Origin of the sequence: Micromonospora chalcea (genome assembly GCF_028768405.1) — a bacterium.
GTDB lineage: Bacteria > Actinomycetota > Actinomycetes > Mycobacteriales > Micromonosporaceae > Micromonospora > Micromonospora chalcea.
Genome location: NZ_CP118233.1, coordinates 3151851 through 3170789, shown reverse-complemented (window position 1 = coordinate 3170789; position 18939 = coordinate 3151851). Strand labels below are relative to the sequence as shown.

Below are 18939 nucleotides of genomic sequence, written 5' to 3'. Positions count from 1 at the left end.
GCGTACCGATGGGTTCGTGGCGGATGATCCGGCGCGGACCCGGTCGGACCGCGGATACGATCTTGTGAGATGTCGTCGGCAGGAGAGGTTCGGTGCGGTGAGCGACGTGCACGGCAGGCAAGTGATGGTGGGTTACGACGGGTCTCCGGCCGCGAGCGCCGCCATCGAGGCGGGCGCGCTGCTGTTCCCCGGCGCGCACGCATGGATCGGGCATCTGTGGACGCCACCGTTCGCCAGCGAGGAACTGCGCAAGCGGCTCTGGACCGGCAAGCGCAACATCAACGCGTTCGTGGAGGCGATCGAGCGCGAGGGCGGCCGGGAGGCCGACCGGCTCACCTCCGTCGGCGTGATGCTGGCCCGCGCCGCCGGCTGGGACGCCGAGCCGCTCGTGTGCCGCAGCTACGGCGGTGAGGGGCTCCGGCTCGCCGAGCTGGCCGACGAGAAGCAGACCGACGTGCTGCTGCTCGGCTCACGCGGGCTGGGCGGCGCCCGGGCCGTGCTCGGCAGCGTCTCGGACATGGCCGTGCACTACAGCCCGCGGCCCGTCCTGGTGGTGCCGCACCCGCTGCTCACCGACGAGCACGACGCGCTCGCCGCCGGGCCGGTCGTGGTCGGCTGGGACGCCTCCGCCGGCGCCGAGGCGGCGCTCGACGCCACCCGGCGCCTCTTCCCCGAACGGGACGTCGTCCTGGTCGCCGTCGACGGCGACGAGGGCGAGACGCCCACCCCGGAGACGGCCGGCGGATCGGTCACCGTCGTGCGGGTGAACGCCGGGCGCGGCACCCCGGGGCGCGCGGTGGCCGACGCGCTCTCCGCAGTCGCCACCGAGCACAAGGCGAGCACGGTGGTGGTCGGCTCGCGCGGACGGACGGCGATGCGCAAGATCCTGCTCGGCAGCGTCGCCATGGCCACCCTGCACCGTGCCCACCGGCCGGTGATGGTGGTGCCGCAGAGCCCGGTCCGCGAAGCGGAGTAGAAGTCGGCCGCGACGACAGAAGCATCACGGGTGCCTCCCCGGCCGGGGAGGCACCCGCGGCGTTCCACCCCAGCCGTACGCTTACCGCTCGCTCCTCCCTGCGCGCCACTCTTGTCGTACGTTCGGTAAGCGCCCGATCTGTCGAAGGGCTGCAAGGTCCCGGATGGTGATTTGGCGGTACCCCGTCTCAAGAGCCCCGGCCTGCCGAAGCTCGCGAAGCGCCTTCTCTACGGTCGGCTCCGCCGCACCACTCAGCGTTGCCAACTCGGTCTGAGTGAGCGTCACTCCAAGAGTTCTGCCGCCTGGCACCGGCTCGCCGTGAGCGGCTGAAAGCTCGGCCAGAACCCGAGCCAGTCGAACCTTCGCCGGGTAGGAGGCGAACTCGACCCTCCGCTGATTGGCCCAGCGAAAACGGGCTGCAGTGGTTCCCGCCAACGCAAGCGCCGCCTCTGGGTGATTCTGCAAGAAGGGGTACCAGTCACGTCGATGAATGACGTTGATCATCCCGTTGCTGCAGCTCGTGACGGTAGCGGTGCGCGGTGTGCCGGCCAGCGCTGATATCTCACCTACGACGTCGCCCGAAACCCTGATCGCCAGCAGGGCCTGACGGCCATCGGCCAGGTTGACGGTTACCTTAGTCAATGCGTGCCGAAGTAGCAGCATATGGCTGCCCTCATCACCTTCGCGGAGAATGCGGTCTCCGGGTTCCACCTCGATGGCTGTACCGATGGAGAGGAAGGCGGCGCGCACGGACGGAGCCAAGCAGTTGAGGAGTGAACCTGGAGGCCACTCTGGCGAGGTCTGCGCTCGTTCCTGGTGTTGTCGCATGTCAGCACCCCGTTCGCCGTGAGACATGACGATGCTCGGCCTGGTTGCGGCTGCATCAGCACAGGAACCATTGTGGTCGATGCAGTCGGCCTGCAGAAGGTGTCCAAGCGGCAGGGTGCCCAGCTACACGAAGGAGGCAAGGATCAGCCAAGCCGTTGCAGAGGCGGCTGCAACGAAGGTCCACGGGAGTGCTGAGCGGACCCGATGATGCTTGCTACGTGCGATCTGACCGAGCAGCATCACAAGCTGCCACGCCTCGGTGATTTCCTGTCCCGCATCCAGCGCAAGTGGTGCTGATCGAGGCTCGATGAAGCCGAACCGATTCGCTCCCTTCGGTCCGGTCACCACCGGCCGGAAGCCGAGTGCCAGGTGCCGAGTGCCCAAGGCCGAGCAGCACAGGAAGACAGCACAGGCCAGGCCGAGGGGCAGGCCGAGAACTGGATTGGCTGTTATATCGGATGGTGCGGGCATGCTGCTGGCGGTGAGGCTTACCAGCGCACCGTACAAGCCGGCCAGTCGGGCGATCTTGGCGTCGGCATGCTGGATCGAGTCTTGATGCATTCGGGCGGTTGCCAACGCGCGTTCCACGTCTGAAGTGCTGAAGGAAGCTGGAGTCTGAGGGGTGCTCATGGCGCAAGTCAAGTCTGGGCTGCCCTCGCCTGGCCCCTTTGAAGTAGGGATTGACGTGAATGCGACAACAGCCCTATAACCGAAACCCGTATTTTGATGGCATTCCCACGGTCACGCCTCGCTATAAGTGACATTGTCTCGCAAGCAGGGCGGGGCACGAGGAGGGTGAGATGGCATCGGTTGTCCAGTCGCAGCGGCGGCTGATCATGTTCGTGGATATGGAGAGCTACAGTAGGAACGACGACGTCGGACAGTTCCATGCGCAGAAAAACTTCCGAAAGATTATGCGCGAAGCCGCGGATCTTTGTGGACTGGATCGGAGTGGTTGGACGGTCCAGGCGACAGGAGACGGTGAATTCGCCATCTTTCCGCCTGGGACCTCGGAGCCGAGGATTGTTGCCGAACTCGTCCCGGCCATGGAACGGGTCTTGCGTGACCACAACCGTCAAGCCTCAGATCACGCTCGTATCCGAATGCGCGTCGCCATGCATCAAGGATTGGTGGCTCTGGCCGAGAACGGCTTCGCCGGCAAGGCAGTCGTAACGGCCGCCAGGCTCGTCAACGCCGAGCCGTTGCGCGACGCGCTGGGCTCGTTCCCTGACGCCGCAGTGGCGTTGATCGTGTCGGACACGATCCACCGCGACGTCGTCTCCCAGTCCTACAGCGGTATCCGGCCAGACCGCTTCCGCCGAGTGCGCGTCGAGGTGAAGTCCTTCGTAGATGAGGCGTGGATATTCGTGCCGGATGAGAACGTCAACTGCACTCCCATGGATCCCCCTGCCGATCGTCGCAGTGGTGCTCGCCGTCGTGCGGAGAAGGCCAAGCAGCCGCCGGCAGGTCGGACCAGTGGGAGCAGGTTCGACTTCGGCACGGTGACCAACAACGGGCCCACTGTGTACGGCGACAACGGTCGCGCCTACGGCTCGCATGCGGCGTGGCGCGAAGAGGAGGACGAGGAGGACGGGTCGTGATTCCCCAGCGTCCCTCTACGGACGAGCCGGCACCCGCTGATGGAGGGCCTGACGCGCCACCGGAAGGGGTGGGTCAGGAGGTAGACGACTCGAAGAAGCCGACTGCGGCGGCAGGGCCGGAGGGTGACGAGGGCGCTGCGGGCGCACAGTTGCAAGACAGCAAGAAACGTGAAGAGAACAAAGAGGATGAAGGGCGGTCGGACGCCCAAGCGGAGGGCGATGAGTCTGGCGACTCGGCCGACTTCGTCCAGGCCAACCCGACGCTTCGAGCCTGGGTGCCAGGGCAGGGCAACCATATTCGTTTTGACGACGTTCGGAACGATGGGCCAGCGGTATATGGCGATTACGCGCACGTTATCGGAAGCGTCATCAACGTGGCGCAGGACGACCGCGTTCGGCTCAGCATCGACCCCGTCAGCCGGATCAAGCTCAAGGTGGCGACCTTGGTCAAGCCTGCATGCTTCAAGGATTTGACCCAACGCCTTGATCGGAGCCCGGTAGTTGGCCTCGCGGGCCCGTCCGGCGCCGGGAGATTAACCACAGCCTGCGCTGTGCTCGCGGCTCGCTACGGCGGGGAGAACGTTCGAGAGATCATGCTCACCGAATCCAGTGACCCCTTGCAAGTTCGAGATCATCCCGATCTGCTGCAAAAGGGACACGGGTATATCATCCGGCTCGGCCCCAACGCCACCGCCGGGCTCATCCGGGCCTTGGAGCGAACATTTGAGCAACGCGAATCAAGTGCCATCATGGTCCGCGATCTGGACACGCCAGGCGGCGCGCTCCATCACGCGGAGGTGTTTCACCACCTCAGCATCGATCCGATAGCGGTGTTCCGTCGGCATCTCGTTTACAATCTCCACGGCCGCTGCGTCCATAGCGACAGATGCGGTGACCGGCGGTGCGGGACCCGCTATGCGCGCCGTCTGCTGGAGAAAAAATTTGTTCGCCGTGGTGTAACGCTTCTTCATCGTCCTCGTGAGTGCGCGCAGCAGGCGGAGATGATAGCGACCCGACTTCCGCAAAGCGACGAACAAATAGCTGCGCTGCTTCCGTCCGGGGAAATTCGGCGACGTGTGCGTGCGCGCGCCATCCTGGAGACGCCACCTGTCGACAGCAGCTATCAACATCGCCACCTCCAGCACCGCCGTGCCCTGCGAGTGACCTATGCAGTGTTCTCCGGCCATCCGATTGCACACGTGACGGACGCCGCCGGGCTGTTGTTGGAAGGGCTTGATGGACTCTTCGCTCATTCCGCAATCGGTCGGCCTGCGCTGGTATACAGCTTCCCCGAGCTGCTCGGCGACGATCTTGCTCAGCACTGGGACAGTGAGGAAAAGGCAATAGGTAGTTTCAAATCTGGTCTGGCAACCCGCAAGGCACAGGTCGAGCCGGACATGGTCCGGGCGCTTCTGGACGTCGCTTGGAACGAATTCGACAACAGCCGAAGTGCGCTCATCGGGTGGCTGAACGCTCTGGCAGCTCATCCGGCTGAGGATTTCAAACACTGCGCGGCGGTCGCTGCCGCCGGATTCGCCCGTCACGACTTCGAGCAAGTCTACGACAGTGTGATCGGCAACTGGGCGAAGGACCGGAGACCGCCTCTTCGTCGAGCTGCCGCGGCTGCACTGGTGGCCGTGGCCAACCTTGCCGACTCGGGGCCTCCCGACAGGCTGGCTGGCCATCGGATCAGCAGCCGCGTGAGCGCGGAGATCTCCTCCCTCGCCCGGTCCGGCGCCGCATTTGAGCGCGACACAGCCGCAAAGGCTTGGTCGATGGGCTTCCGGCCCGCGAACCACAACCGCTTGCTGCAAGAACTGACGCACGTGGCGCGGAACGCCCATGGCTACCTCGGCTATGAGATCACCGGTGCCGTTGCAGGCCTTGCCGGAGACATCGGCCATGCTCCGATATTGGTGCTGCTAAAGAGGTGGGCGCTGAGTGAGGATCGCGCCCTGGAGCTCGCAGCCAGCCGCGCGTTCAGCCGACTGATCATGTCGGAGCTCCCTCTCCCGGGCCAGTTTCCCCTGCTCTCCCTGGCTGGGGTGTCGCCGCACGCTTTGGAAGACGTTGTCACTCTCTGGCGCTTGGTCCTGTTGGATCCTGACCATGCCGAGAACGGCTGGCGCCAACTGGGCCACTGGCTTCGATCCTTCCGGGCCTACGCGCCGACCGCCGAGGCCTTTCAGACGATGCTCCGGAAACTCGTCCTGGATCCGAGCGTGCGGCCGAGGTTTACGTACTGGCTGTCGCGTGCGTCATCGTCTTCTACGTCGGCTGCTTGAGATCAGGAGTGCTCATGAACGCACCTAACGCGGCTGCTCTCACGGAGACCCCGACCCGCGGCTGGAGGATACTTCAGGCGTGGCTGATCCGGCTCTGGACAGCAGCGCGCCGCGCTTTCGTCGGAACAGCGCTGTCCGCTCAAGAGCCCGTTCCGGAGAGTGTCAGTCAGCATCGCCGGCTGTCCCGGCCCATCGTCGTGTCGGCTCGTGGCTCCGTTTTCACTTTCGAAATCGATGTGCTGCTGAACTGGCGGGCAAGACAGCTCAGCGAGGAACTGCTCGGTGCCTGGTCACTGCAATTCGCAGATATTGCGCGAAGGGATGTAGAACGCCACTGCGTTGAGCTTGCACGGAATTTTTACCCTCAGCAGGCCGGCGAGTTCGAGTACCGCCTGAACCGTGAACTTTCGAGAAACCACCGCACCTATGAAAGGCGCGGCGTTGCGCTCCACTGTCGACCCGAGGTCAGGGTCCGCCTCGACCCGGAGGTCCGCCAACAACTCCGTGCGGTCCACTTGCAGCGGATACAGGAGGAAGGCGAACACGAACTGCGCCTCCGTCGAGCCCAGCGGACCGACCAGTTGACTCAACGCTGGATTGCGGTAATAGACCGGCTGCGCCGCAGTCCTCTTGCCCATGCTGCAGCTCACCTGACCGACAAGCACCTTGCCGAAGTCATCGAGCACTACATCGCGGCGGACGAGAAGTCAAAGCTCGACCTTCTCGCCAGCCGCCTGGACGAGGTGCTCCGACGTAGCGGGAGGGTCGGGCAGCCCTTGGAGGCGCACGAAGCTGACGAAGTCATCAAAATGCTCAACGATGTCCTCACCGATATGCCCGACCTTCTGTCAGCCACCTATCGCCCGACCCCGAACGGCGCCAAGTCGCAATGAGCTCAGCGGCAGCCCGTCCGCTCGAGCTAAAGGCGGGAAGTGCGGGCCAAGGCGCCAGCCGTCGCGATGTCGTCGCTGGCAGCGGTCGATAGATGGCAACTACCCTGGGGGCACAAGCCTGCCGCCAGCCGACGGAGTAGTCGATGTTGAGGGATGTGGCCACGGTCCGGCATGCGCAGGGGGACGGCCGCAGAGCCAACCTCGGCGCGCTGCTCCGGCGCGTCCACCTGACCGGCCCGGTCACCCGCGTCGAGCTGGCCGAGTGGATGGGCGTCAACCGCAGCACGGTCATGGCGCTCACCGCGGAACTGGCGTCGGCCGGTCTGGTCCGGGAGGTGGCGGCCGGCGGCAGCGGACGGGCGGGCCGACCCTCGCTTGTGGTCCGCCCGGCCTCGAACGCCGTCTACGTGCTCGCCTTCGACATCGCCGTGGACCGGCTCGTGGCCGCCCGCGTCGGGCTCGGCGGCGTGGTGTCGGCCCGCCTGGAGGCGGAACGGCCACGGGCCGGGGCCGACCTCGACTCCGTCGTCTCGGTGCTCGCCGACTTCGGGCGGGCCCTGCACCACGCCGCGCCGCCCGGGTCGGTGTGCGTGGGCGTGGGCGCCTCGTACTGCGGCATGATCCGGCCGGGTGACGGGATGGTCCGCTTCGGACCGGACATGGGCTGGGTCGACCAGGCGTTCGGTGCCGAGCTGGCCCGGCGGCTCGACCTGGGCCTGCCGGTCCTGGTCGGCAACGAGGCGCACCTGGGCGCGCTGGCGGAGCACCAGCGGGGCGCCGGAGTCGGCGTGCAGAACGTCGTCTACCTGCACGGTGACGTGGGCGTCGGCGGCGGGATCATCGTCGGCGGTGAGCTGCTCGACGGCGACGGCGGGTACGCCTCCGAGGTCGGGCACATGCTCGTGAACCCGTACCAGGGGCGGCCCTGCGGCTGCGGCTCGCGCGGGTGCCTGGAGGCCGAGGTCGGTGAGCGGGCGCTGCTCGACGCCGTCGGCCGCCCGGCGGGGGAGAAGGGGCGCGAGGCGGTACGGGCCGTGGTGGCAGCCGCCGCGCGGGGCGAGCCGGCGGCCCGGGACGCGCTGCGGCACATCGGTGACTGGCTGGGCATCGGCGTGGCGAACGTGATCAATCTGTTCAATCCCGGCGTGGTGATCTTCGGGGGCACGCTCAGCGAGGTCTTTCCGGTCTGCGCCGCTCACGTCCGCAGCCGGATCGCCGCCAACGTGCTGCCCATCTCCCGCGACAAGGCCCGCCTGCGCGTGTCCGCGCTCGGCTACGACGCCACCTTGATCGGCGCCGCCGAACGGGGCTTCACCCCGTTGTTCGCCGACCCACTCGGCACCCTCACCCGCGCCTCGGTGCTTCGCTGATCTTGGAGTTGTGGCGCCTGGGATGTCGCTTTGGTGAGCCTTGTGAGGCGCCACAACTCCAAGATCGACGGCGGCACTCCGCGCGGGGCGGTCAGGAGGTCAGGCGGTGGGTCAGCCAAGGGAGGAGAGCCTCGCCCTGTTGGCGCTGGAACGCCCGGACGGTGGGGATGCCGGGTGGGGGTGGCTGGCGGGCGCCGTCCAGGAAGAAGCCGGTGAGGCCGGCCAGCACGCCGGTCAGGTCGGCCGGGTCCACATCGGCGGTCAGTGCCCGGGCGGCGAGCAGCGCGTCCGGGTCGTGTCCGCCGTACACCTGCACGTTGACGACGGTGAACAGGGTGTCCAGCCAGGCCGGCCCGCGACAGGCCCACGGCCAGTCGACCACGGTGACCGATCCGTCCGGGCCGAGCAGCAGGTTGTCCGCGCGGACGTCGACGTGGCAGAGCGTGTCGCCGGCGAGCGCGGCCAGGCCCCGGTCGGCGGCGGCGCACAGCTCGGGCAGGTGGGACCGGGCCCACGGGTCGAGGTCGGCCGGCGGGTCGGCGGCGAGGCGCCGCCAGCCGCCGAAGTCGTACGCGAGGTGTTCGGCGGCGGTGGTGGTTCCGGCGGCGGCGGGCGCCGGGGTGAGCGTCGCCGCCATCGCCTCCAGCGTGGACAGCACGGCGGCCAGCTCACCGGTACGCCACGGCGTGGCCGGGTGCCGGCCCTCGACGTCGGTGAAGACGAGCGCGATCCAGTGGCCGTCGTCGTAGCTGCCGAGCAGCCGGGGCGCGGGCGCATCCGGGGGCAGGGCGGCGGCGATCCGGGCCTCGGCGCGGTGCAGGTGGGGACTGCGGTCGTTCTGCGCCGGGCTGACCGCCTTGACGAAGGCCCGGCCACCGCCTGCGGTACGGACGCGGTCGGCGGTGCCGGGGGAGAAGCCGCCCGGCTGCGAGTGCGCCGCCACCACCCGGTCGCCGAGGACGCCCTCGACGCCGTCGCGTACGTGCCCGGGCAGTTCGTGCCAGTGCAGCCGAGTCTTCGTCACCGTCCCACGGTGCGTGCCGCCCGCCGTCCGCGGCAACCGGTTAATCGTTGCGCGTGTAGTGCAGGACGACCACGCCGGCGTCGAACGGGCGCGCCGAGGTGAGCGTGAGCCGGCGCGGGTCGAAGCCGCTCTCGACGAGCTTGATGCCGCTGCCAACGACCACCGGGTTGAGCTTGACCACCAGCTCGTCGATCTCGTCGAGGAGCTGACCGGCGAGCTGCCCGCCGCCGCAGAGCCAGATGTCGCGCCCGGGTTGTGTCTTCAGCTCGCGGACGAAGGCCACCGGGTCACCGGCGACGACGTTCACGTCCGGGTAGTCGGCAGGGGGCAGGGAGCGGCTGAACACGTACTGCTCCAGGTGGGCGTACGGGCTTGTCACGCCCATCTTCAGGCCGGGCTCGTAGCTGGCCCGGCCCATCAGCACTGTGTCGAAGCGGCCGGCGGGCGGGGAGTCGATGCCGAGCTGGGCGTGGGCGAACGTGGGCAGCGTCTGGGGCCACTCGGCCACCAGGTGGGGCGCCAGGTCGGGCGTCAGCGGGAGGAAGTCGAACGACCCGTCGGGCGCGGCGATGAAGCCGTCGAGGGTGCTGGCGACGAAATACACGAGCTTGCGCAAACCGGCTCCGATGTCCGAGGTGATCCACGACGGCTGTCGTGGTTCGGTGGCGAATCTACAACACCTGTCGTGGTTGTTGCTACTGTGTTCGCGTGGCCAGGAACCCGGAACGCCGTACCCTGCTCGCCGACGCCGGTCTGCGGGTGCTCGCCGACGCCGGCGCGCGCGGGCTGACCCACCGGGCGGTCGACGCCGAGGCGGGCGTGCCCACCGGCACCACCTCGAACTACTTCCCGTCCCGCGCGGCGCTGCTGGCCGGCCTGGCCGAACGGATCTTCGACCGGATCGCACCCGACCCGGCCGTGCTGGCCGACCTCGGCCGCCGCGAGCCGTCGCTCGCGCTGATGACCGACTACCTGCGCGACATCGTCGCGCGCACCACCCGCGAGCCGGGCCTCACCCGCGCGCTGTTCGAACTGCGGCTGGAGGCCGCCCGCCGCCCCGAGTTGCGGTCCGCGCTCGGCGGCGTGCTGCGCCGGGGGTACGCCGACGACGTCGCCCACCACCTCGCCGCCGGACTACCGGGCGGGGCGTACGAGGTGGCGCTGCTGCACTACGCCGTCGACGGGCTCCTGCTCGACCTCCTCACCACCTCGATCGACGCCGGGTTCGACACCGATCAGGTGGTCTCCGACCTCGTCTCCCGTCTGGTCGGCGACGCCTCCCGGTAGGCGCAAGCCGTGTAGCCGTGGTTACCGATCTCCGCTATCGGCTGGGATTGACAAGTGGCCGTAAAGTTCGTCGTCCCGACGTAACAGGAAGCCCAGAGCTCGCAGGCACATATAGAGCGGCATTGAGACGGCCTCTGCGACGTCATCGGGCAGACAATCAAGCGAGTTTGGGTCGCGTCGGAGTAGATGCAGGTCCAGGCGGCAGTCGAGGGTCAAGCCCTGAACGTATGGCGTCTCCACGAGCCGAACATCGGTGCCCACCAGATCATCTGATGATACGGCGAGCTCGGTCAGGCCCACGTACTCCGGCTTGCCGCCTCGGTTGAGCCAGCGAAAGTAGCCGAGCACCCGCGTCTTTCCCAACTGGTCTGGATTGAGGTGGCTCTCTTCCATCAACTCGCGGCGCATGGCCGAACTGATGAAGTCGGTGAACATCGCGCCCGGCGGAGTATCGTCAACGTCGACTAGGTCTACCGAGCCGGAGCCGGCGGGCGCGGCTAGCCCTCCTGGCCCCGCTTCCCCCTCCGGTTGCTGCCAGGCCAGCACGAGCCGTCGATCCCTGGTCAACGCCAGTGTCGACACCCCGATTACGTTTGCCAACCTGCTTTGCGACAACGGCAGGAGCCGGCCGTCTTCTCCGTACGGCAGGAGGCTCCCATCCAGATTCAATGCTCCCGTCGCTCGATCCAGTACCCGCCAGCCGAACAGGTAGTTGGAACAGAGAAGTGCGTAATAGTCCGTGCAGCCGAGTCGCACCTCGCCGCCTCCGAGTAGTTCCGGTGTCGGGTCATTCAACTGGCGGACGAGGCGTCCGTTGAATGTCCTCCGCCGGCGCACTCGAGCGACGAGGATCGGCCCGGAATGAGCTGCCACTCGCCGAGGCAACTCCAGCCGCTCTGCCGACCACCCGTAAGTCGCCTCGGCATCCGGGAGTGCCTCATCGACATCGGGTCGGCACCATGCCACCTCATGGTGATCTGTCGGCAGTCTTACCAGAGTTTCCGTCCCGGTTGTGGGCGGTGTCGACACACCTCGGTGTCGAACGAGCCGGACACGTCCGCGCCGCAACGCTAGCCACTCCGGTGCCAGCAGGAGTACGGAGAGTAGAACGCCGGCCAGCCCAGCCAGCAGTGCCGGAAATGACCCCAGCGGGGTCGACGCCAGACCGATGACGCCCAACAAAAACCCTGCGACGGCCGTGTACCAGGTCCATCTGTGGCGAGCGAGAGCAAGGCGTAACTGCCACCAGCCGCGGACGCCCACCAGCAGCAACCAGACCCGCCCGTGTCGGAGCCCACGGGCCGACATCCGCGCCATTCCCACCTCCACCGTCACCGATCAAGGCGGACAGGCTAGTCGAACATTTTTCGACCAGCTGTCTGGTTTGAGCAGTCCCCCTTAGGCATGTGTCGCAGAGCGCGGGGAAACCACGGCGGACACCCCTGGGAAGGAGCAACGGATGAGGGAACGCACCGGACTGACCATCGGCGTGCTCGGCTCCTACGGCGGTCGCAACCTCGGCGACGAGGCGATCCTCACGGGTCTCCTGGACGATCTGCGCCGACACGAGCCGAACGCCCGGATCATCGTCTTCTCCCGCAACCCCGCGCACACCGCGCTGGCCCACCCCGAGGTCGAGGCGGTGCCGTGGGAGGGCGTCAGCCGCGTCGACTCGTCCCCGGTGCTCAACCAGCTCGACCTGCTCATCCTCGGCGGCGGCGGGATCCTCTACGACAAGGAGGCCCGGCGCTACCTGCGGGTGGTCCGGGTCGCCCAGGAACGCGGGCTGCCGCTGCTCACGTACGCGGTGGGTGTCGGCCCGCTCAGCGACACGCTCGACAGCGGCATGGTGCGCGAGACGCTCGCGCAGGCGGTCGAGGTGACCGTCCGGGACCAGGAGTCGCGGATGGTGCTGGAGGAGGCCGGTCTGATCAATCCCATCACCGTCACCGCCGACCCGGCGTTCCTGCTGGAACCGGAGGAGTTCCCCGAGCAGTGGCTGCGTGAGGAGGGCGTGCCGGCCAACTCCCGGCTGGTCGGGCTGAGCGTGCGCGAGCCGGGCCGGGCGGCCGAACGGCTCGACGTGGACGGCTACCACCGCCTGCTCGCCCAGATCGGTGACTTCCTGGTGCACCGGATCGACGCGCACGTGCTGTTCGTGCCGATGGAACGCGACGACATCCGGCACTCGCACGGCGTGCTGTCGCACATGACCGCCGCCGACCGGGGCCGGATCCTGCACGGCGACTACCGTCCGGCGCAGATCCTCGGCCTGATGCGCCACTTCGACCTCGCGGTCGGCATGCGCCTGCACTTCCTGATCTTCGCGGCCATGATGGGCACGCCGTTCCTGCCGCTGCCGTACGCCGGAAAGGTCTTCGACCTGGCCCAGCGGCTCGGAGTGCCGGCGCTGCGCGGCGTGGAACGGGAGGTCGAGGGCCCGCTGCTGGCCGAGGTGGACCGGCTGTGGGACGAGCGGGCGGCCCGGGCCGACGAGACCGCGCGCCGGGTGGCGGAGGTCTGCGAGCAGGCGCGCGGCACCTCGCAGGTGACCCGCAGCGTGCTGGACAGCATCCGGGCCCGGTCCCTGACCCCGGCGGTGTGAACCGGGTCGTCAGACCGCCGGGCCACGCCAGGCGTAGACCCACTCCCGGCCCGGCTGGGCGTCCGACTCCAGCTCGTAGATCTGTGCCTCCGCGAGCCCGTTGGACCCGAGGTGGTGGTGGGTCAGCGGGGGACGGCCGTTGCTGTCCAGCTCGACGGTGACGGTCTCGCCGTCGGCCGCGCCGCCCACCAGGGGGATCTGCACCGTGGAAGCCATGCGCCCATCCTGCCCCGGCCGGCCCGCCCGCGCAGGGGATCACGCGGGGCAGCGAACCGGGCACCGTGCGTACTAGGGTCCGGGGATGGCGCACCCGACGATCGATCCGACTCTCGGTCCGGTCCTCGCCCGTACGGGCGGCGAACGGGCGATCCTCGACGCGTTCCTCGACTTCCACCGGAGCACCGTGCTGCGCAAGGTGCGCGGCCTGACCGACGCCGACGCCAGCCGGCGTCTGGTGCCCTCGCTGACCACCCTGGCCGGGCTGCTCAAGCACCTGACGGTGGTCGAGGGGAACTGGTTCCGCCGCCTGTTCGCCCCCGAGCCGGGCGACGTCTACCTCACCTCCCAGGCCGACGCCGACGCCAGCTTCGCGCTGCGCCCCGGCGACACGGTCGAGACGCTCGCCGCCGCGTACGAGGCGGCCTGCGACGAATCCCGGCGGGTCGCCGCGCGGTTCGACCTCGACCACGTGGTGCCGCACCCGCAACTCGGCGAGGTGTCGCTGCGCTGGGTGCTGGTGCACCTGATCGAGGAGACCGCCCGGCATGCCGGGCACGCGGACATCCTGCGCGAGCTGACCGACGGCGAGACCGGCGCGATCTGACGCCTCAGGCCCGGGGCAGCAGCCCGTCCGGATACTCCATCCCGTCGTGCGTACAGGCCGCGGCGGCCACCCGGGCGGCGTACCGGGCCGCGTCGAGCACGTCCGCGCCGCGCAGCCGGGCGGCGATCACCCCGGCCGCGAACGCGTCCCCCGCGCCGTTGGTGTCCACCACCGGCCCCGGCGGGGTGGCGGCGGGCACGTGTGCGGGCGGCGCGCCGGGGGTGTGCAGCGTCGCGCCGGCCGCGCCGCCGGTGACCAGCACCGTGCGCGGCGCCAGCTCGGCCGCCTCCTTCGCGGCCCGCTCGCCGAGCCGGGTGTCGCTGACGAAGACCAGGTCCGCGATCCGGGCGAACGGACGGTGGTAGTCGTTCTCGCCGTCCCAGTCGTGCAGGTCGGTGGAGACCGACGTGGCGGCGCGCAGCACCGGCAGCGAGTCCCGGGCCCAATCCATGATCGACAGGTGGACGTGGGTCGCTTCGGCCACGAGCGCGGCCAGCTCCGCGTCGGCGAACGGTGCCGGCCCCGACCACGGGCGCGGGTCGTGCAGCGACATCCGCCGCCCGGCCGGGTCGACCAGGTTCACCGAGCGGCGGGTGCCGGCCGGCGCGTCCGCGAGCGTGGACCGCACCGAGGTACGCGCCAGCGCCGCCCGCACCACGTCACCTGCCGGGTCGGCGCCCAGCACGTCGACGAGCGCCACCCGCAGGCCGAGCGCGTGCGCGGCCAGCGCCACCCCGGCGCCGGTGTTGCCGATCCGCATGTCGATCGGCGGCACCAGCAGCGAGTCGGCGACGGGCGGCGGCAGCGCGGGCACCTGGACGCGGACGTCCACACCGAGCCCGCCGAGCACGAGAAGGTCGACCATGGCGCCGACGATAGCGACGCCCGGCGGCCTATCCTGACTCCCCGGGCGCCGTCTTCCGGCCCCGGCGTCGGCGAGGGGGAGCAGTGCTGGTCATCCACGGGCTGTGGCTGCCCGGTAGCGGGCTCGCCCTGTGGGCCGAGGACAGCACGCGCCCGGCGCGCGGGCCCCGCCGGCCCGGCCGCGTCCCGCGCGAGCGCCCGCACCCGTTCGCCGCCGACCACGCCACGCTCGCCGCCGCGCTCGACGGCATGCCGGGCGAGCCGGTCTCCGTCCTGCTGGACCTGCCGACCCGCGCCGGCTCGCCGGTGGACTCGCCGGAACTGATCCGGGCCACCGTCGGGGAACCGGTCCGCGGCCCGGTCACCCGCGCCGGATGGCGGGTCCCGGCCCTGGGGTACGCCCCGGACGCCGCGTACGAGCTGCTGCGCGTGCCGGCGCCGGGCCCGGTCGGGGCGAGCCTGCGTCACCTGTGCGAGCTGGCCGAATTCGCCACCGACCTGGTCGCACGCGGCCGGCTGCTGCCGGTCGCGCTCGACGCGTACCCCGGTGGTGGTGGACCCGACGGCGGGCCGGCCGCGACCGGCCGGCGTGCCTCGGCGCGGCGGTCACCGGCGGCCTCCGGCGCGAGGGCCGGGCGGCGGTTGCGGGCCGTCGGGGCGGACGACGTGGCGACCGGGTGGGCGCTCTGGCGGCCGCTGCTCACCGGCACCGACGCGGGCTGGGCGCGCGACCTGGCGACGGCGTTGCCACCGGCGGCCCGCGCCGCCCGGGAATGGGGGCCCGAGCCGTGGGGCCCGGCAGCGGCGTCGGTCGGTGCGGGCGAAGGCCCTGGCGGGGCCGCCGCCCCGGTGTCGGCGGATGTGCGGACGGACGCCGCCGGGCCCATGCCGGGCGGGCGCTCGCCGAGCGGGTCCGTCCGGGACAGCAGCCGGGCGGGCGGACCGGCGGGCGGCGCGTGGGCCGGGCGATCCGGCGACATCGGAGCCGGTGCGCTGGTCGCCGAGGCGCTGGACGCGCTGGTCGACGCCGCCGCCCGGGTGGCGCTGGCCGACACCCGGCTGCACCGGGGAATGCGCCCGGTCGGCGCGGTGCCGCGCTGGCTGGCCGCGCTGACCGGCCCGGAGCGGGCGTTCCCCGCCGAGCCGGACGCGCTGGCGACGCTGCGCGACGAACTGGACGCCTGGCAGCGCGACGCCGCGGGCGGCGCGGTACGGGCCACGTTCCGCCTGGTCGAGCCGGACGTCGACCCGGTCGCCGAGCTGGTCGAGGACGCCGTCTGGCGGGTCGAGTTCGGCCTGCACCCGGCCGACGAGCCGGGGCTCGTGGTGGACGCCGCGCACATCTGGCAGCGGCCCGCGCCGGCGCTGGCCGCCCGGGGCGTGGAGCCGCAGGAGACGCTCCTGGCCGAGCTGGGCCGGGCCAGCCGGCTGTGGCCCGAGGTGGACGCCGCGTTGCGTACCGCCGCGCCGGAAGGCATGGAACTGGACGCCGACGGCGCGCACCGGTTCCTGCGTGAGGGCGCGCCGGTGCTGCACGCGGCCGGGTTCGGGGTGCTGCTGCCGTCGTGGTGGCGGCGTTCCTCGTCGCGGCTCGGCGCGCGGCTGCGGGCGCGCAGCCGGAGCGCGCCGGGAGCGGTGGCCACAAGCGCCGGGAAGCTGGGGCTGGACGCGCTCGTCGACTACCGCTGGGAGCTGGCGCTCGGCGACCAGCCGCTGACCGCCGAGGAACTGGCGTCGCTGGCCGACCTGAAGTCGCCGCTGGTCCGGCTGCGCGGCCGGTGGGTCGAGCTGGACCCGCAGCGGCTGGAGGCCGGGCTGAAGCTGCTGCGCTCCTCCGGCGAGCTGACGGTGGCCGACCTGCTGCGGATGGGACTGTCCGGTGACGACAGTGCCGGTGAGCTGCCGGTGCTGGACGTGGTCGCCGACGGCGCGCTCGGCGAACTGCTCGCCGGTGAGGCGGAACGGCGGCTCACCCCGGCCGACCCGCCGCCGGGTTTCACCGGGACGCTGCGGCCGTACCAGCGGCGCGGGCTGGCCTGGCTGGCGTTCCTCCAGTCGCTCGGGCTCGGCGGCATCCTCGCCGACGACATGGGGCTGGGCAAGACCGTCCAACTGCTCGCGCTGCTCGCCGGTGACCCGCCGGAGGCCGGGCCCACGCTGCTGGTCTGCCCGATGTCGCTCGTCGGCAACTGGCAGCGGGAGGCGGCGAAGTTCGCGCCCGGCCTGCGCGTACACGTGCACCACGGCGCCGAGCGCGCCCGGGGCGAGGGCTTCGCCACCGCGGTGGGCGAGGCGGACCTGGTGCTCACCACGTACTCGGTGGCCGCCCGGGACGCGTTCGAGCTGGCCGGCGTCGACTGGCACCGGGTGGTGGTGGACGAGGCGCAGGCGATCAAGAACGCCGCCACCCGGCAGGCCGAGGCGGTCCGGTCACTGCCCGCGCGGCACCGGGTCGCGGTCACCGGTACGCCGGTGGAGAACCGGCTCGCCGACCTCTGGTCGATCATGCAGTTCGCGAATCCGGGGCTGCTCGGCCCGGCCGCGGCGTTCCGCAAGCGCTTCGCCGAACCGATCGAGCGGCACGGCGACGCCGAGGTCGCCGAGCGGCTGCGCCGGATCACCGGCCCGTTCGTGCTGCGCCGCCTCAAGACCGACCCGACGATCATCACCGACCTGCCGGAGAAGCTGGAGATGGAGGTGGTCTGCAACCTCACCGCCGAGCAGGCAGCGCTCTACCAGGCCGTGGTCGACGACATGATGGCGAAGATCGAGTCCAGCGACGGCATCGAACGACGCGGGCTGGTGCTGGCCACCATGACCCGGCTCAAGCAGGTCTGCAACCACCCCGCCCAGCTGCTGCACGACGGCTCCGCGCTGGACGGCCGCTCCGGCAAGCTGGAACGCCTCGACGAGATCGTCGACGAGGTGCTCGCCGCGGAGGAGAAGGCGCTGCTGTTCACCCAGTACGCCGAGTTCGGCGGCATGCTGCGCGGGCACCTGTCGGCGCGTACCGGTCGGGAGGTGCTGCTGCTGCACGGCGGCGTCGGCAAGGCCGACCGGGACGCCATGGTGACCCGCTTCCAGGCGCCGCAGGGGCCGCCGCTGTTCGTGCTGTCGCTCAAGGCCGGCGGCACCGGTCTCACGCTGACCGCCGCCAACCACGTGGTGCACGTGGACCGGTGGTGGAACCCGGCCGTCGAGGACCAGGCCACCGACCGGGCGTTCCGCATCGGACAGCGCCGCCGCGTGCAGGTACGCAAGTTCGTCTGCGCCGGCACCGTCGAGGAGAAGGTGGCCGCGATGATCGCGGACAAGCGCAGCCTGGCCCGGTCCGTGGTGGGCAGCGGCGAGCAGTGGATCACCGAGCTGTCCACCGACACGCTGCGGGACCTGTTCACGTTGGAGTCCGGGGCGGTGGTCGAGTGAGCCCCCGCTTTGACGACTACCGGCCGCCGCTGCGGGTCGAGGGTGGCCTGCGGGCGCGCAGCACCAGAGGCGCGATCGGGCAGTCCTGGTGGTCCCGGCGCTTCGTGGAGGTGCTGGAGTCGTTCGCGCTCGGCTCCCGGCTCACCCGCGGCCGGGCGTACGCGCGCCGGGGGCAGGTGCTCCGGCTGGACGTGTCGCCCGGCAAGGTCACCGCCGAGGTGCAGGGCTCCCGGCCGCGCCCCTACCCGGTGCGGATCGGGCTGGCCGCGTACCCGGAGAAGGTGTGGCGGCGGCTGGAGTCGGAGCTGGCCGGGCAGGCGTTCTTCAGCGCCCGGCTGCTCGCCGGTGACCTGCCGGCCGAACTGGAGGAGCTGTTCGCCGAGGCGGGCGCGCCGCTGTTCCCGGCCGAGATCGACGAGCTGGACCAGAGCTGCGGCTGCCCCGACTTCGCGGTGCCGTGCAAACACCTGGCGGCCACGTTCTACCTGCTCGCCGAGGCGTTCGACGCCGACCCGTTCCACCTGCTGCACTGGCGTGGCCGGTCCCGCGCCGAACTGCTCGACCGGCTGCGTACGCTGCGCGGCGCCGTGGCGGACGGCGGTGTGCTCGGCGCGGGCGCGGCATCGGTCCCGGGCGCCGGGCCGGACCCGGCGGCGACGACGGGTGTGCCGGTGGTCGGCGCGGCGCGGGCCCTGGCCGGGCTGCCGGCGGTCGAGCCGGACGAGGAGCTGGACCGGTTCTGGCTGGCGCCGGTGGCGCTGCCGGACCGGCCGCCCACGCTCGCCACCGGCCCGGAGCTGCTGCTGCGCCAGCTCGGGTCGCCCGGTGCCGCGATCGGCGGGCCTGGCCTGGCCGAGCGGCTGCGCCGGGCGTACCGGGAGTTCGGCAGCGCCGAGGGCGCGTCGCCCACGGAGTTCGGTCGCGCCGAAGGCGCGCGTTAAGAAGGGGCCCTTCCTC

At 70.6% G+C, this 18939-nt stretch carries 17 protein-coding genes; 10 read left to right on the top strand and 7 right to left on the bottom strand.

From position 1 onward, the window contains the following. Positions 1-124 precede the first annotated feature (124 nt). A complete protein-coding gene (locus PVK74_RS13560; protein WP_420800534.1) occupies positions 125-976 on the top strand; it encodes a universal stress protein in 852 nt (283 codons plus the stop codon). Positions 977-1057: 81 nt separating this feature from the next. Here PVK74_RS13560 and PVK74_RS13555 read toward each other — a convergent pair whose 3' ends face one another. Next, complete coding sequence (locus PVK74_RS13555) at positions 1058-1726, bottom strand: Crp/Fnr family transcriptional regulator (protein ID WP_274479151.1); 669 nt, start codon at positions 1724-1726, stop codon at positions 1058-1060. A gap of 201 nt (positions 1727-1927) precedes the next feature. Further along, positions 1928-2392: a Pycsar system effector family protein gene (locus PVK74_RS13550; protein ID WP_274479150.1), complete on the bottom strand. Its 465-nt coding sequence runs from the start codon at positions 2390-2392 to the stop codon at positions 1928-1930. Positions 2393-2604: 212 nt separating this feature from the next. Here PVK74_RS13550 and PVK74_RS13545 point away from each other — a divergent pair, with 212 nt between their 5' ends. The 4 genes from PVK74_RS13545 to PVK74_RS13530 all read left to right on the top strand — a co-directional run bounded on the left by PVK74_RS13545 (position 2605) and on the right by PVK74_RS13530 (position 7953). Then, positions 2605-3405 carry a hypothetical protein gene (locus tag PVK74_RS13545; RefSeq protein ID WP_274479149.1) on the top strand — a complete coding sequence of 267 codons (801 nt, stop codon included), beginning with the start codon at positions 2605-2607 and terminating at the stop codon, positions 3403-3405. Then, positions 3402-5690: a hypothetical protein gene (locus tag PVK74_RS13540; RefSeq protein ID WP_274479148.1), complete on the top strand. Its 2289-nt coding sequence runs from the start codon at positions 3402-3404 to the stop codon at positions 5688-5690. The genes PVK74_RS13545 and PVK74_RS13540 overlap by 4 nt, the downstream gene beginning before the upstream one ends. Before the next feature lie 14 nt (positions 5691-5704). Then, complete coding sequence (locus PVK74_RS13535) at positions 5705-6583, top strand: hypothetical protein (protein WP_274479147.1); 879 nt, start codon at positions 5705-5707, stop codon at positions 6581-6583. A 143-nt stretch (positions 6584-6726) separates the two neighbouring features. Beyond that, complete coding sequence (locus PVK74_RS13530) at positions 6727-7953, top strand: ROK family transcriptional regulator (RefSeq protein ID WP_274479146.1); 1227 nt, start codon at positions 6727-6729, stop codon at positions 7951-7953. Positions 7954-8044: 91 nt separating this feature from the next. On the opposite strand, the gene PVK74_RS13525 is transcribed toward PVK74_RS13530, so the two are convergent. Beyond that, positions 8045-8977 (bottom strand): phosphotransferase, encoded by a 933-nt coding sequence (locus PVK74_RS13525; RefSeq protein ID WP_274479145.1) that lies wholly within the window; start codon positions 8975-8977, stop codon positions 8045-8047. Positions 8978-9017: 40 nt separating this feature from the next. Continuing rightward, the gene (locus PVK74_RS13520) at positions 9018-9593 is read right to left on the bottom strand and encodes a dihydrofolate reductase family protein (protein ID WP_274479144.1); all 576 of its coding nucleotides are present in this window, start codon (positions 9591-9593) and stop codon (positions 9018-9020) included. Positions 9594-9685: 92 nt separating this feature from the next. Here PVK74_RS13520 and PVK74_RS13515 point away from each other — a divergent pair, with 92 nt between their 5' ends. Continuing rightward, positions 9686-10264: a TetR/AcrR family transcriptional regulator gene (locus tag PVK74_RS13515; protein WP_274479143.1), complete on the top strand. Its 579-nt coding sequence runs from the start codon at positions 9686-9688 to the stop codon at positions 10262-10264. Positions 10265-10285: 21 nt separating this feature from the next. Here the strand turns inward: PVK74_RS13515 and PVK74_RS13510 are convergent, their stop codons facing one another. Further along, positions 10286-11137 (bottom strand): hypothetical protein, encoded by an 852-nt coding sequence (locus PVK74_RS13510; protein ID WP_166456654.1) that lies wholly within the window; start codon positions 11135-11137, stop codon positions 10286-10288. Between the two features lie 586 nt (positions 11138-11723). Here PVK74_RS13510 and PVK74_RS13505 point away from each other — a divergent pair. Continuing rightward, a complete protein-coding gene (locus PVK74_RS13505) occupies positions 11724-12869 on the top strand; it encodes a polysaccharide pyruvyl transferase family protein (RefSeq protein WP_064448255.1) in 1146 nt (381 codons plus the stop codon). Between the two features lie 9 nt (positions 12870-12878). Here PVK74_RS13505 and PVK74_RS13500 read toward each other — a convergent pair whose 3' ends face one another. Next, positions 12879-13085 carry a hypothetical protein gene (locus PVK74_RS13500; protein ID WP_064448256.1) on the bottom strand — a complete coding sequence of 69 codons (207 nt, stop codon included), beginning with the start codon at positions 13083-13085 and terminating at the stop codon, positions 12879-12881. Between the two features lie 85 nt (positions 13086-13170). On the opposite strand from PVK74_RS13500, the gene PVK74_RS13495 reads away from it, so the two are divergent. Then, positions 13171-13692: a DinB family protein gene (locus tag PVK74_RS13495; RefSeq protein ID WP_104113050.1), complete on the top strand. Its 522-nt coding sequence runs from the start codon at positions 13171-13173 to the stop codon at positions 13690-13692. 4 nt (positions 13693-13696) lie between these two features. Here the strand turns inward: PVK74_RS13495 and PVK74_RS13490 are convergent, their stop codons facing one another. Then, a complete protein-coding gene (locus PVK74_RS13490; protein ID WP_104113051.1) occupies positions 13697-14557 on the bottom strand; it encodes a carbohydrate kinase family protein in 861 nt (286 codons plus the stop codon). An 83-nt stretch (positions 14558-14640) separates the two neighbouring features. Here PVK74_RS13490 and PVK74_RS13485 point away from each other — a divergent pair, with 83 nt between their 5' ends. Together PVK74_RS13485 and PVK74_RS13480 are read left to right on the top strand one after the other, a co-directional pair. Further along, positions 14641-17982: a DEAD/DEAH box helicase gene (locus PVK74_RS13485; RefSeq protein WP_274479142.1), complete on the top strand. Its 3342-nt coding sequence runs from the start codon at positions 14641-14643 to the stop codon at positions 17980-17982. Further along, positions 17979-18923: an SWIM zinc finger family protein gene (locus PVK74_RS13480; protein WP_043329244.1), complete on the top strand. Its 945-nt coding sequence runs from the start codon at positions 17979-17981 to the stop codon at positions 18921-18923. The genes PVK74_RS13485 and PVK74_RS13480 overlap by 4 nt, the downstream gene beginning before the upstream one ends. Positions 18924-18939: the final 16 nt, after the last annotated feature.